At 56.6% G+C, this 13147-nt stretch carries 11 protein-coding genes; 3 read left to right on the plus strand and 8 right to left on the minus strand.

Annotated features, from left to right (window positions below; translation table 11 throughout):
- Positions 1–17 precede the first annotated feature (17 nt).
- Positions 18–365 carry a TfoX/Sxy family protein gene (locus AC2FLD_RS12605; protein ID WP_496672563.1) on the minus strand — a complete coding sequence of 116 codons (348 nt, stop codon included), beginning with the start codon at positions 363–365 and terminating at the stop codon, positions 18–20.
- A gap of 122 nt (positions 366–487) precedes the next feature.
- Here AC2FLD_RS12605 and AC2FLD_RS12610 point away from each other — a divergent pair, with 122 nt between their 5' ends.
- Genes AC2FLD_RS12610 through AC2FLD_RS12620 form a run of 3 tightly spaced genes read left to right on the plus strand, consistent with a single transcriptional unit; the run spans position 488 to position 3276 of the window.
- A complete protein-coding gene (locus AC2FLD_RS12610) occupies positions 488–2053 on the plus strand; it encodes a CHAD domain-containing protein (RefSeq protein WP_496672560.1) in 1566 nt (521 codons plus the stop codon).
- A gap of 3 nt (positions 2054–2056) precedes the next feature.
- Entirely contained in the window at positions 2057–2812 is a 756-nt protein-coding gene (locus tag AC2FLD_RS12615; RefSeq protein ID WP_496672557.1) for a ParA family protein, read from the plus strand.
- On the plus strand, positions 2809–3276 hold the full coding sequence (locus tag AC2FLD_RS12620; RefSeq protein ID WP_496672554.1) for a CYTH domain-containing protein: 468 nt from the start codon (positions 2809–2811) through the stop codon (positions 3274–3276). Before AC2FLD_RS12615 ends, AC2FLD_RS12620 begins: the two co-directional genes overlap by 4 nt.
- Here the strand turns inward: AC2FLD_RS12620 and AC2FLD_RS12625 are convergent.
- The 7 genes from AC2FLD_RS12625 to AC2FLD_RS12655 form a co-directional block, all read right to left on the minus strand.
- The gene (locus AC2FLD_RS12625) at positions 3273–4586 is read right to left on the minus strand and encodes a sensor histidine kinase (RefSeq protein ID WP_496672551.1); all 1314 of its coding nucleotides are present in this window, start codon (positions 4584–4586) and stop codon (positions 3273–3275) included. The genes AC2FLD_RS12620 and AC2FLD_RS12625 overlap by 4 nt on opposite strands.
- A gap of 49 nt (positions 4587–4635) precedes the next feature.
- On the minus strand, positions 4636–5316 hold the full coding sequence (locus tag AC2FLD_RS12630; protein ID WP_496672548.1) for a response regulator transcription factor: 681 nt from the start codon (positions 5314–5316) through the stop codon (positions 4636–4638).
- A gap of 176 nt (positions 5317–5492) precedes the next feature.
- The gene (locus AC2FLD_RS12635; RefSeq protein WP_496672546.1) at positions 5493–6929 is read right to left on the minus strand and encodes a Do family serine endopeptidase; all 1437 of its coding nucleotides are present in this window, start codon (positions 6927–6929) and stop codon (positions 5493–5495) included.
- 744 nt (positions 6930–7673) lie between these two features.
- Positions 7674–8276, minus strand: a complete 603-nt coding sequence (locus AC2FLD_RS12640) for a nucleotidyltransferase family protein (protein ID WP_496672544.1) — start codon at positions 8274–8276, stop codon at positions 7674–7676.
- Positions 8277–8307: 31 nt separating this feature from the next.
- The gene (locus AC2FLD_RS12645) at positions 8308–10725 is read right to left on the minus strand and encodes a GcvT family protein (RefSeq protein WP_496672542.1); all 2418 of its coding nucleotides are present in this window, start codon (positions 10723–10725) and stop codon (positions 8308–8310) included.
- A gap of 96 nt (positions 10726–10821) precedes the next feature.
- Positions 10822–12126, minus strand: a complete 1305-nt coding sequence (locus AC2FLD_RS12650) for an HlyC/CorC family transporter (protein WP_496672539.1) — start codon at positions 12124–12126, stop codon at positions 10822–10824.
- 62 nt (positions 12127–12188) lie between these two features.
- Positions 12189–13145, minus strand: coding sequence for a site-specific tyrosine recombinase XerD (locus tag AC2FLD_RS12655; RefSeq protein WP_496672536.1), 957 nt, complete (start codon positions 13143–13145; stop codon positions 12189–12191).
- Positions 13146–13147 lie beyond the last annotated feature (2 nt).

Here is a 13147-nt window from a genome sequence, read left to right on the forward strand (position 1 = left end):
GGGGCGGCCTTTTTTGTTCAGACTTGCTTTAGGTCTTTGATTGCGATGCGAACACCAATGGCATCCAGATCCGCAACCATCTGGTTTTCCGGCGCCGCGCTGTTACCGGCTTTGATCGCGTCGAACCGTTGTCGCAGGGCTTTCTTCTCTTCGCCCTTGCAGTCATTCCACGGACGGCCCTGCAGCCCCATCACCAACACATAATAGCCGATGAAATGGGCCCGGCTGCCTGCGCGCAAGAGGCGAGCATAGGCTTCATCCGGCCCCAATTCTCTCAGCTCTTCAGCCGAGTGTATGCCTGCACGTGCACAGGCTTGTTCAAAGGCCGGACCAAGGTTGCGGATAGATGAAACAGGGTTGCTCATAGGCTTGTTTTACGTCCATACCTGACCCCTGTCACCCGGGGATTACGCATGGTCAAAGCGGAATGCCTTGATGTTTTTCCAAGCTTGAGATTGCATAAGACCATGCTGTCGCGGAGGGTCGGGTGCAAGAACACAAAAAGACCAGAGGTGGATCAACCGAAAGGGGGATGGCCGGGTCGTCTGAAGAGGTGTTTTTTCTGCCCTCGTTGATGGACTTGTCCGCTGTTGAAGCTGCCTTGCCGGGGTTTTCCGTTGTCGCTGAACAGGTAGGCGTGGCCAGGCCTTTTGCGCTGCTGGATTGCCATGACCAATCCTTACGGGCCAAGGGTCGGGTGTTGATCGAAAGTGGTGGTGCGTTGCAACTGCTGCAAAAGGGGCAGCGTTATTTGTCCCAGAACTGCGCAGGCAAGGGACGGTTTGTTCAGGACCTGCCACGGGGCCCGGTGCAGGCAGCTTTGAATGGATTTCCCGAACTGCGCGCCCTTATGCAGATCGGAACCGGAGAGATTGAGGTGAAATCGCTCACCGTGTTGGATGAACTACAAAAAACACAAGTTAAGGGAACGATCTGGTGTATGTCCTCGCCAACAGGGCAAGTGACAATTGTTCAGCTTCAACAACTGCGAGGGTACGAGCGAGCTTATCAAAAGGTCAGGGCAGCAATTGCCGACATGTCTGTTGGCGAACCGGGTATCCAGGCGTTCTATGTCGGGCTGTATCCAGATATGGACGCCTATCAGGCCAAGCCTGAAATCAAGTTGGGCAAAACAGAACCATCCATCGAAGTCGCAGCAGATATCATTCGTACGTATCTGAAGGTTGCCCGGCAAAACGAAGATGGCGTGATCGCGGACATCGATACAGAGTTTCTGCATGACTACCGTGTCTCCCTGCGCAAAATCAGGTCTGTGGTCAGCCTGTTCAAAGGGGTCTTTTCCGAAGATCAGACCGCCGATTTGAAGCAGGTATTTTCAGATCTTATGGCCCCGACCGGACGGATGCGTGATCTGGATGTGTATCTTTTGGAAAAAGATATGTATTTCAACCTCATCCCGCACAACCTTCATCCAGGATTGCTAGAGATGTTTGACCGCTTCCAGAAAGAGCGCGGGCAGGAACTGTCGCGCTTGTCTCGAAGGTTGCGCAGCAATGACTATGGCGCCTCTATGGATCAGCTGATCGAAATGTTCGACGGCATTGGTCGTTTAAAAGCCGGACCAAACGCGGATCGGGGTGCTTACGGTTATGCCTGCACGCTGATCTGGAAACGCTACCGCAAGGTATGCAAAATCGCGCGCAGCATCACCGATGACACCCCGGACGAAACGGTCCATGACTTGCGCATCGACTGTAAGAAGCTGCGCTATCTGATGGAGTTTTTTGCCCCGCTCTTTGACGCAAAAGGGTTCAAGACAATTCTCAAGCCATTGAAAAAGCTGCAAGACAATCTGGGTCTGTTCAACGACTACTCTGTCCAGCAAGAGGCATTGCTGGCCTTTGCCTTTCAGCAAAGCAACGCACAGGGTCGTGTGGATACACAGATCGGTCTGGCCGTGGGCGGATTGATAGCGGTGCTGGATCAACGTCAAAAATCCGAGCGCAACCGCGTTATCACTAGCTTCCAACACTTTGACAGTCCCGAAACCCGGACTCTGTTCCGCAGCTTGTTTCACCATAAAAAGGAGTGAGGGATGAAGATCATTGCCTGCTACAGCAACAAGGGCGGTGTCGGTAAAACCGCGACCTCGGTGAACTTGGCCTATGCCTATGCGCAAGCGGGGAAACAGGTTTTGCTGTGTGATCTCGATCCTCAGGGTGCGTCGGGGTTCTATTTTCGGGTGAAGCCATCGAAAAAGCTGACAGATGCGCGGTTTTTTGAGGATGTAGAACGCTTTACCAAAGCGATCCGGGCCAGCGACTTCGAAGGGCTGGACGTGTTGCCCGCAAACCTGACCTTCCGCGACTTCGATGTGTTCCTGTCCCGGATGCGCAACAAACGCTCGCGCTTGAAAAAGGCGCTGGTGTCCGCTGGCAGCGACTATGACGTGATCATTCTGGATTGCCCACCTAACTTTTCGACCCTGTCCGAAAACATCTTCAAGGCAGCGGATGAAATCGTGGTCCCGGTCATTCCCACGACCCTGTCCGAGCGGACGTTTGATCAGTTGGTGAGCTTTTTTGAAGAACACAAACTGCGCAAGAAAAAGCTGCGAGCGTTCTTTTCTATGGTGCAAAAACGGAAGATTTTGCATCAGGAAACGATGGAATCGATGCGCAAGCTATATCCTAAACGGTTTTTGCAAACGACGGTTCCCTTCGCGGCGGACATTGAAAAGATGGGTCAGCATCGTGCCCCGGTCAGTACCTATGCTGAACGCAGTGTGGCTTGTGCCGCGTACCGGGCGCTGTTTGACGAATTGGAAAACGGAGTGGTTTCAACCCGATGAGCAAAGAAATCGAACGCAAGTTCCTGGTGGCGGCTGTGCCGGACCTGAGCAATACGCAGAGAGCGGTTGTGCGGCAGGGTTATTTGACGGCGCTCGACGACTCGACTGAGTTGCGGTTGAGGCAGAAGAACGATGCGTTTTTCCTGACCCTGAAAGGGGGCGGTGGTCTGGTCCGAGTTGAGCGTGAGGCACAGATTACGGCAGAGCAGTTCGAAACCTTCTGGCCCGAAACCGAAGGCCGTCGCGTCGAAAAAGAGCGCCATACCGGACAATTGCCGGATGGGCTCATGTTTGAACTGGATATCTTTTCGGGCGATCTGGCGCCATTGCGTCTGGTTGAGGTTGAGTTCGACTCGGAACAAGATGCCGAAGCTTTTGTGCCACCGAAGTGGTTCGGGACGGATGTGACGGAAGATAAACGCTATAAAAACAAGACGATGGCGACAAAAGGTATCCCGGTTTAGGGCTTTTGCGCCAGATAGATCGTCGTCTCCAGTCCGGGATTACAATTCCGGGCTGCAAATTTCCCGCCATGCATACGTGAAATCGCTGCGACCAATGCCAGCCCCAAACCGGCGTTGCGTTCCGTCCGCGCCGGGTCAAGTGTGACGAAAGGCAGTTGCAGGCGATCCAGTTCTTCGGGCGGGACGCCCGGGCCCTGATCGCGCACGTGCAGGCAGGCAAAACCGTTCGCCGTATCCAGTGACACTGTTATGGTCGACTTCGCGGGCGCATATCGCATCGCGTTTTCAAGCAGATTGGACAGGGCCTGCGACAGAAGCGGGCGGTGCCCTTCGATAGGGGGGGCAGAGCCAGTGACGTCTAGTGTAATACCCTGATCCGCAGCTACAGGGTCGTATAGTTCGACAACATCGCCAACCAGTTGCTGCAAGTTGATGGTTTCAAACTGTTCGCGTCCAAGCCCGGCTTCGGCGCGCGAAATCTCGGTTAACTGTGCCAGAACACGCAGCACGTGATCTATTTCAGCCGTTGCGCGCGCTATATCCACTTCGCGGTCTAAATCGGTTTTTCCCGGCTCTGACAGGGCCTCGACACGCTGGCGCAGACGCGACAGCGGAGACCGCAGGTCATGCGCAATCGAATTTGACGTGGTGCGCAGGTTGCTGATCAACTCCTCGATCCGGTCCAGCATGTTGTTCAAAGTGCCCGAGACCTGGTCGAATTCGTCCCCGGTTCCGCGCAGGGGCATCCTTTTGGACAAATCACCCGACACGATGTTTTCTGCCGTGCTGGCAATGTCCGAAAGGCGCGCAAAAACCAAACGCGTGAACAGCCAGCCGGTGATCACGCTCAGCACAAAGGCGATCCCCAGCGCCAATGCGACTGATCGGAACAAGACTCGATCAAACTGCTGCCGCGTAGCGGCATCGCGCCCGACCAGCAAACGCTCTCCACCGGGCAGGCGGATCGAGGCGGCAGACACTGGGACAAGCTGGTCATTGTCGGCGCGGCGCAGCTCCAGATCGACCCAACCGCTGCCCGCTGCAACATTGACGGGCCAGGATTTCAGATTGCCCACCAGTTTGACCCCAAGCCGATCCGTCAAAAGGTAAAGCGCGTCTCGTTCAGAAGCACTTGGCAGGCGGCGCTCAATTGCTGTGATCAACCCAAGCAGACCACGCCGTTCATATTCATCTGCCAACCCTGTCAACTCAGCAGAGACAACCGAACGTGTCTCGGATTCGATGCTTCGGTTTGCCGTGACGTAAACCAAAACCAACACCGACGCCGTCAGGAAGGTGCTGAGAAACATGCTGGTTGCGACCAGCCGTGTGCGGGAATTGTTTAAAGAAAGCCGTAGGTTATCCATCAGACATCATGTAACCCGCACCGCGAACGGTTTCAATCAGGGGGGCATCGCCACCTTCATCCAGCTGCCGCCGCAGTTTCGAGATGTGGACGTCGACAACGTTGGTGTTTGGATCGAAGTGATAATCCCATACGCCCTCAAGCAGCATGGTGCGCGACACCACGCGGTTCTTGCGACGCAGGAAATACTCGAGGATTTGGAATTCACGTGGGGTGAGGGTGATCTCATGCCCGTCGCGGGTGACTTTGCGGGTCAACAGATCCATCTCCAGGTCTTTGCACGTGAGCGTTGGCGTTTCCTCAGCTTCCTGCGGACGGCGCAACAGAGCCTCGATACGGGCGTGCAGTTCCTGAAAGGAAAACGGTTTGACCAAGTAATCGTCAGCGCCCGAGCGCAGGCCCTTGACCCGTTCGTCCACCGCGCTCATGGCAGTCAGCATCAGAACCGGTGTCTTCAATCCGGCCGCCCGCAGAGACTTGATCAGGGACAACCCGTCCAAGCCCGGCAGCATCCGGTCCAGCACAACGGCATCGAACCCCCCATCTGTTGCGTGATACAACCCTTCGCGCCCATCTGCGGCGGTTTCGACCACATAGCCTTCTTCGCCGAACCCTTTGGCGATGAAGTCCCTGGTGTCAGCGTCATCTTCAACGATCAACAGACGGCGGCTCATGGTCGGGCTCCTTTCTATCGGGATTTAAACACAATTTTCAGGTGATGCACATTGAATTCGGGGACCTTGCCGGGTGCTGGGCGCGCACCCGGCAAGCCCGGCAGACAGTGGACAATTCTGTCCGCCGGGTGAGGCGCGCCGAAAATTCCCATCAAGCAGCGCGCCCGTGTTCAAGATCAGGCCAGTTCGACTGCGACGAATATCTGGCTGCCAGCGCGATTGATCAGCACCAGGGCCGGATCGGTTTTTTCGCTGTCCAGCGCTGCCTTCAACGCGTCGGGGGTGAACGTGTCCTGGTTGCCCAGTTTGACGATCACGTCACCACGTTGCAGACCGGCTTTTGCGGCGGGGCTGTCGGGTTTCAGGTTCGTAACCAAAACACCTTCGACGGTCTCGGCGACACCGGTCTCGGCGCGCACCGTTTCGGTCAGCGGGGCGACTGTGACGCCCAACGTTGTGCCAGCAACCTCAGCTTCGATCGGCGTATCGGCCTGAGCAGACGCTGCCTGATGTTGGCCGATGGTCAAAGTGACCGATTCCTCTTTGCCGTCACGCAGAACGGTCAAAGTACTGTCAGTGCCAACTTTGGTCGTGCCGACAAGAATGGGCAGATCACCGCTGGAATCGACGGCTTCGTCATTGAAGGACAGGATCACATCGCCCTGCTTCAGAACACCATCTGCCGGGCTGTCGGCAACAACGTCAGATACCAACGCGCCAGAGGAGGCATCGATACCAAGGGCCGCCGCAAGTTGCGGGCTGACATTTTGGATCGAAACACCCAGCCAGCCTCGGCTGACTTGGCCGTCGTCACGCAAATCGGCTGCGATATGATCTACGATGTTCGAAGTCACGGCAAAGCCCAGACCAACTGATCCACCGCTGGGCGAATAGATGGCCGAGTTCACGCCAATAACCTCGCCATCCATATTGAACAGGGGGCCGCCCGAGTTGCCTTTGTTGATCGCAGCGTCGGTCTGGATGAACTCTGCGTAGGGACCTTCAGAGATGTTTCGCCCTTTTGCCGAGACGATACCAGTGGTTACGGTCGAGCTCAGGCCAAATGGATTGCCGATGGCCACAACGTCTTCACCAACGCGGATAACATCGCTGTCGCCCAGTTCAACGGCCTGCAGCTTTGTGTCTGCGTCGATTTTCAAGACGGCGATATCGGTTAGCGGGTCGGTGCCGACCACTTCGGCATCATAGGTGCGGTCATCATTTAGTCGAACGGTCACGGACGAAGCGTTGTCGACGACGTGGTGATTGGTAATGATGTATCCCGCTTCATCCATTACAAAGCCTGAGCCCAAACCCTGTGCCGGACCGCGCTGGGGTGCATCGAAACCTTCCGGAGCGCCGAACCGTTTGAAGAATTCGCCAAACGGATGTCCGTCAAAGTCAAAATTCTGTCCGGGTGCCGCGCCGGGCACGATTTCTTGTTCCGCGATGATGGTTACAACCGAAGGTGAAACGGTTTCGACCAAATCAGCCAGCGCCTCGTCCGCCATGGACGGCATAGCCGTGGTCGCCAGCAGCGCTGCGCCCAAGGCGCTGATGCCCGTCCAGTTGGAGGTCCGGGGAAATAAAAGCGAGGATTTGCGGATGCTCATATCTGTCTCCTGTATGTGTCGCGCAGATTCGACCACGCGTTGAAACAAGAGATGCGGCAGCAGGATTGGTCTTTCCTGAGGGATACGTGAAGAAATCTTAATTTTGCCACAAAGCGCGTGTTCTGTGGCGGCCGACGTCAAGTGGGATTCGTTAAAATCGCCTGGTTAAGGCGCGCGAATCGGAGGATTGTTGCTGAATTTGACGTCAAACTTTCAAAAACGTTGAATTATTATTGTTTTGTTGACAATGATCCAGCTGCAGGATGGGGAAAATGCCAACTCCTCCAATAGTTGTGTGCAAGCAGGAGTGTCGCCTGACTTGACCAGAAAACTTTGGCTTTGATGAGGTGAATGTGCGCATAAGTTTGTGCATAATTTCGAATCGTCGCGGTGATCAATAAGACGAAATCACCTTAAGGTTGATTGACGGCACCTGCGTTGTTGCTCAAAAACCATTCGACCTAGGGTCAAGTTAACCATTCCTTCCAATTTTACGTTGTTTCGAACGATCAGATCAGTGAGGATGAACGTGCCCAAGTGAGGGGGAACCAAAAGCGCTAGGGGGCGCTGCTGGTTCACTCAGTCACCGAAAGTTTTAGCGGCGTGTTAACGAGGGGGTCTTGTTTAGGTTTGGCAGCTATTCAGTCGGGGTGCTTTGACAGCGCACTGACCAGATTTTTGGGATTGAGAAAAGTGGTAGTCCTGTATTGGGCATCGGCCCGGTCTGAAAAGACCGGGCCGCGTTTATTCCAGGGCACGTTTCTTGCGCCACGTGTACCAATCATCGGGCGTGTCCAAATCCAACAACGCGTTCCGGTCAGGCAGACAATGCAGGTACACTTTACCCTGATGTGCCCGTACTACTTTTTGTGCGCCATCATCGCCCTGCAACGCTGAGAGTTGATCAAAGAGCGTCCGATCAAAGATCACCGGATGGCCGGGCTTGCCGTCTGCAGTAGCCCCGCGCCAGATGAGACTGTCGGGGTGGGTCTGTCGCGCCGAGAGGACCGCGGCCAGATCGGCCTGAGTCAGGTCGGGTAGATCAGCCAACAAGACCATCACCGCACGAGCGTCTGGCGGTAGCTGCCGCATCGCGGCCCGCAGGCTTGCGTTCATTCCCTCTGTTGCGTCCGGGACAGGTACGGGTTGAACGTCCAGACCGCCCAGAGCCTTGTATCTGGGATGCGGTTCTGGGGGCAGGGCGACAAACACGGGTCCAACGGCCCGCGCGTTGCGCGCTGAACGCGTCAACAGCGGGACGCCGTCGATCAGCTGCATCAACTTGTCCACCCCGCCCATGCGGCTAGATTGCCCGGCAGCCAGCAGGATAATGGGAATGTCAGTCATGCCGCTACAATGCCGCCGGTCAAGCGCGCTGTCATCCCCTCATGCGTGTGCCGTCCGGGTCAAACAAAGGTGTCGAGAGTACTTTTGCCTTGCGCATCTGCCCAAGGATTTCGATTTCAACCTCAAGCCCTTCGGATACGCGATCAGAAGGCAAGAAGCCCATCGCAATGGAATTTTGCGCGAAGTGAGAATACCCGCCCGATGTACAAAAACCGACCACAGCGCCGTCCAGCCAGATCGGCTCGTAGGCGTTGACGTCCGCATCGTCTGCATCGACCTCAAAGGCCACCAATGTACGGTCGGTCCCTTCAGCGCGTTCCGCCTCAGCAGCGGCGCGGCCGATGAAATCACTGTTCTTGCGGAATGAGATGAAGCGGTCCAACCCGGTTTCCGCAGCAGTGTAGTCAGGCGAGAACTCCCGCATCCACGAGCCGAAAAACTTGTCCAGCCTCAGGCTCATCATTGCGCGCATCCCAAAAGGAACCATGCCATGCGCTTGCCCGGCTTCCCACAGGGTCCACCAGAGTTGCCGTTGGGCCATCGGGTCGCAGTAGATTTCGTACCCAAGATCGCCGGTATAGCTTACCCTTTGAACGATACAGTCGGTCATGCCAACTGTCATGCGGCGGACATCGAGAAACTGGAAGTCGCTCAGATCATCCCGTGTACAGGCGGCCAGCACTTGCGTAGCCTTGGGGCCTGCAATCTGAAACCCGTTCAACCGGTCACTGATGTTATCGACGGATACGCCGGCCTGTGCATTTTGCAGGAACCAGCGCATGTGGAACGCCTGGCTGCCATATGAGGCCGTCAGTTGAAATTCGGTTTCGCTCAGGCAGGATACGGTGAAATCGCCGATCAGTTTGCCTTTGGGCGACAACATCGGTGTCAGAGACAGGCGTCCCGGTTTCGGGATACGTCCGGCCATGAACCGATCCAGCCAATCCCGCGCAGCTGGTCCGGTGATCCGGTACTTTCCGAAGTTGTGGACCTCGTTGATACCCACGTTCTCGCGCACGGCCCGCACTTCGCGCCCTGTCGCACCGAACGCGTCAGACCGCCGGAACGAAGGGGTCTCGTACCCGGGCTCATCGCCTTGGGCAAAGTAGTTGGCGACCTCCAGCCCGTTTTGTTGGCCCCAGACGGCGCCCAGATCACTGAAGATGTCATACATCGGTGTTGTGCGATTTGGACGCGCGGCGGGCAGTTCCTCGTTTGGATAGGCGACACTGAAACGTTTCTGATAATTCTCGATCACTTTGGGACGGGTATAGCCGGGGCTGATCCAATCCCCGAACCGGGCCACGTCCATGGCAAAGACATCACGTTCGGGCTCACCCTCGATCATCCATTGCGCCAACGTCAGGCCAACACCGCCGCCCTGGCTGAACCCGGCCATAACACCGCAAGCCGACCAATAGTTGCGCATTCCTGGCACCGGCCCGACCAGAGGGTTTCCATCGGGCGCAAAAGTGAAAGGCCCGTGGATCACTGATTTCACGCCAGCTTCGGCCAGAACAGGGAAGCGTTTATAGGCGAACTCGATACTGTCGGTGATCTTGTCATAGTCATCGGGCAGGAGCTCATGGCCGAACTCCCAAGGCGTACCGTCTACCGCCCAGGGTTTGCAGGGTTGTTCGTAGAAGCCGATGCAAAGACCGCGCCCTTCCTGCCGGAGATAGCTTTCACCTGCCGGGTCCATCACATGAGGATGCTCGCCACCGGCGTCGATGATCGCTTCAATCTGAGGGATCGAGTCCGTGACCAGATATTGGTGCTCCATCGGATGCAGAGGGAAATAGACACCGGCCATCGCGCCCACCTCACGCGCCCAAAGACCACCTGCATTCACGATATGCTCGGCGTGAATGGTGCCCTTGTCGGTGATCACATCCCAAGACCCGTCCGGGCGTTGGTTGGTTTCACGCACCATGCAATGGGTTTCGATTGTTGCCCCGCCCATGCGGGCTGCTTTGGCATAGGCATGTGTGGTGCCCGAGGGATCCAGATGTCCGTCCAACGGATCATAGAGCGCGCCGATGATGCCGTCCGTATTGGTGATCGGGGCAATCTTCTTGATCTCGTCCGGCCCGACGATTTCAGTCTCCAGCCCCATGAAACGGTGCTTGGCACGCTCGGCCAGCAGCATGTCAAAACGGTCCTGATTGTCGGCCAGGGTCACGCCGCCTACATGGTGCAACCCGCAGGACATGCCGGTGATCTCTTCCAGCTCTTTATACAGCCGAATGGTATAGCCCTGCAGCGCTGCCATGTTTGTGTCGCCATTCAGTGTGTGAAACCCGCCCGCCGCGTGCCATGTTGACCCGCTGGTCAGTTCGGAACGTTCCAGCAGCATCACATCCGACCAGCCCAGCTTGGTCAGGTGATACAGAACCGAGCATCCGACGACACCCCCACCAATGACGGCCACTTGGCATGTGTTTTTCATCTGCACCTCCCTCTGTTTGTGGGACGGTGCAAAGCAAAGATGCCAGGTGCTGTCAATTACGCGACAGAAGGTGTCGTTTTTGCTATCTGGTCCGGTTTAAAGCGGCCGAACTTTCAGGCCTGTGATGCGATTCCCATCGCGGGCCGTTACCTCGAACCGGAAGCCGTGGAAGGAAAACACCTGACCCACGATCGGGATCATTTGCGCCTCGTGTATGACCAGACCGGCAAGGGTGTTGGCCTCTTCATCCGGCAGTGACCAATCCAGCGCCCGGTTTGCGTCGCGGATGGTCATTGCGCCTTCGACAAGGTACTGACCATCTTCGGTCCTGGTGACGGGCACCTCTTCGTCGATGTCAAATTCATCGGCGATTTCGCCCACGATCTCTTCCAGAATGTCTTCCAGGGTAATCAGGCCGCGCAGCGAACCGTATTCGTCGACCACAAGTGCAAAATGGCTGTGCATTCGCAGGAATTCCCGCATCTGGTCGTCCAGAGTGGTGGTTTCGGGCACAAAATAGGGGTCATTGGCTACCTTGCCGATGTCAAAGCTGGCCAGACGGTCGGTGCCGCCTCGACCGCCGGCTTGCGCATACATGGCGCGAAACAGGTCTTTGGCGTGAACCACCCCGACGATGTTTTCCGGCTCATCGCGAAAAACAGGCAGTCGCGTGTGCGGACTTTGCAGACACTGCTTCAGGATTGCTTCGGCGGCGGCGTTGGCGTCGATCATCTCGATGTTCGAGCGGTGCAACATGATTTCTTCCACCGTCCGTTCACCCAGATCCAGTGCACCCAAGATGCGATCACGATCTTCTTTTTCGACCACACCTTCGGAATGGCCAAGCTGCAGGGCTCCGGCGATTTCTTCGCGCACGGCCAAGATGTTGCTGTCGGGGTCGATCCGCACGCCAAAGAGGCGTAGGACACCGCGCACCAGCAGACGCACCGCGGCCACGATGGGGGAAAACACCGTCACAATCACGCTGATGATTGGCGCTACCGCAGCTGCAGCCTTTTCAGAATTGGTAATCGCATAGGTCTTGGGCAACACTTCGGCAAAGATCAACACCAGCAAGGTCATGACCAGCGTCGCCAGGGCTACGCCGCTTTCGCCGAACAAGCGCGTGAACAACGCAGTCGCCAGCGAGGCCGCCAGGATGTTGACCAGGTTGTTGCCCAGAAGAACCGATCCGATCAGACGTTCATTATCATCGGTGATCTCAAGCGCCTTTTTTGCCCCGCGTGATCCTTTGTCGGCTTGCGCCCTGAGCTTTCCACGCGAAGAGGCCGTAAGCGCCGTTTCCGAGCCCGAGAAGAAGCCGGACAAGACAAGCAAAAATAGGATCGCGCCAGAGGTAAACCAGAATGCGCTGTCGATCAGAGAGGGTGAGGGTTCCATTGGTCCTTGAGATTTAGAGTTCTGCATCCGTTATGGGGATACGGTCCCACCGGATCAAGGGCTTAGCCCTCGTCTTTCTTGGCGTACTTGCTCAGCGGGTGATGCTGCAACACCAGTTCCGCAAGGCGTTCATCCAGAACATGGGTGTAGATCTCGGTCGTGGCGATGTCAGCATGACCCAACAAGGTTTGGATCGAACGCAGATCAGCGCCGTTCGCCAGAAGATGCGTGGCAAAGGCATGGCGTAATGTGTGCGGCGTGACTTTTTCAGGCGAAACACCGCCTTGCACGGCCAGTTCCTTGACCAGCAGAAAGAACCTGTGCCGCGTCAGGTGGCCCGATTTTCCGCGCGACGGGAACAGAAAGCGCGAACGTTGGCCGCCTTTCTCTACGGTCTGATCCTCGGCTTCATCCCGCACGGTCAGCCAAGCTGCCAATGCCTCGCGCGCGGGTGGAGACAGGGGCACCATTCGTTCCTTGCCACCTTTGCCCAGTACCAGCAGCATACGCGGATCGCCACGCGCCGAGGAAACGGGTAGGGATACAAGCTCGGTCACGCGCATTCCGGTGGCGTAAAGAAGCTCCATCATGCAGGTGTTGCGCAACCGATCCGCTTTGGTGCGCCCGGTTTGCCGGGCGGCTTCAAGCAAGCGATCCACCTCGGGGACATCCAACGTCTTGGGAAGACGTTTCTGTCGCCCCGGACCTTTGATCTGAATGGCGGGGTTCACGTCGCGCCAGCCTTCTTCGAAGGCAAATCGATAGAGTTGCTTGATGGCCGACAAGCGTCGTGCACGGGTGGAGCGGGACAAGCCCTGCGCATCGCAATCGATCAGATAGGCTTCAATCTGATCGCGTTCGGCGTGTTCAAATCCCGTGGCCCTGTGGTCCATCCACGCGGCAAGGTCTTTCAGATCACGCCCATAAGCCAGCAACGTGTTTGTCGCTGCTCCAAGCTCTGCCGCCTGCGCTTGCAGAAAAGTCGAAATCCAGAGTTCGTTGGTTGCCGGACCGCCCATGA

The organism is Ruegeria sp. CDSA021 (genome assembly GCF_059612325.1).

Coding starts and splice junctions, on each gene's coding strand:
- AC2FLD_RS12605 (WP_496672563.1), bottom strand. CDS start 365: ATGAGCAACCCTGTTTCATCTATCCGCAACCTTGGTCCGGCCTTTGAA.
- AC2FLD_RS12615 (WP_496672557.1), top strand. CDS start 2,057: ATGAAGATCATTGCCTGCTACAGCAACAAGGGCGGTGTCGGTAAAACC.
- AC2FLD_RS12620 (WP_496672554.1), top strand. CDS start 2,809: ATGAGCAAAGAAATCGAACGCAAGTTCCTGGTGGCGGCTGTGCCGGAC.
- AC2FLD_RS12625 (WP_496672551.1), bottom strand. CDS start 4,586: ATGTTTCTCAGCACCTTCCTGACGGCGTCGGTGTTGGTTTTGGTTTAC.
- AC2FLD_RS12630 (WP_496672548.1), bottom strand. CDS start 5,316: ATGAGCCGCCGTCTGTTGATCGTTGAAGATGACGCTGACACCAGGGAC.
- AC2FLD_RS12635 (WP_496672546.1), bottom strand. CDS start 6,929: ATGAGCATCCGCAAATCCTCGCTTTTATTTCCCCGGACCTCCAACTGG.
- AC2FLD_RS12640 (WP_496672544.1), bottom strand. CDS start 8,276: ATGACTGACATTCCCATTATCCTGCTGGCTGCCGGGCAATCTAGCCGC.
- AC2FLD_RS12645 (WP_496672542.1), bottom strand. CDS start 10,725: ATGAAAAACACATGCCAAGTGGCCGTCATTGGTGGGGGTGTCGTCGGA.
- AC2FLD_RS12650 (WP_496672539.1), bottom strand. CDS start 12,126: ATGGAACCCTCACCCTCTCTGATCGACAGCGCATTCTGGTTTACCTCT.
- AC2FLD_RS12655 (WP_496672536.1), bottom strand. CDS start 13,145: ATGGGCGGTCCGGCAACCAACGAACTCTGGATTTCGACTTTTCTGCAA.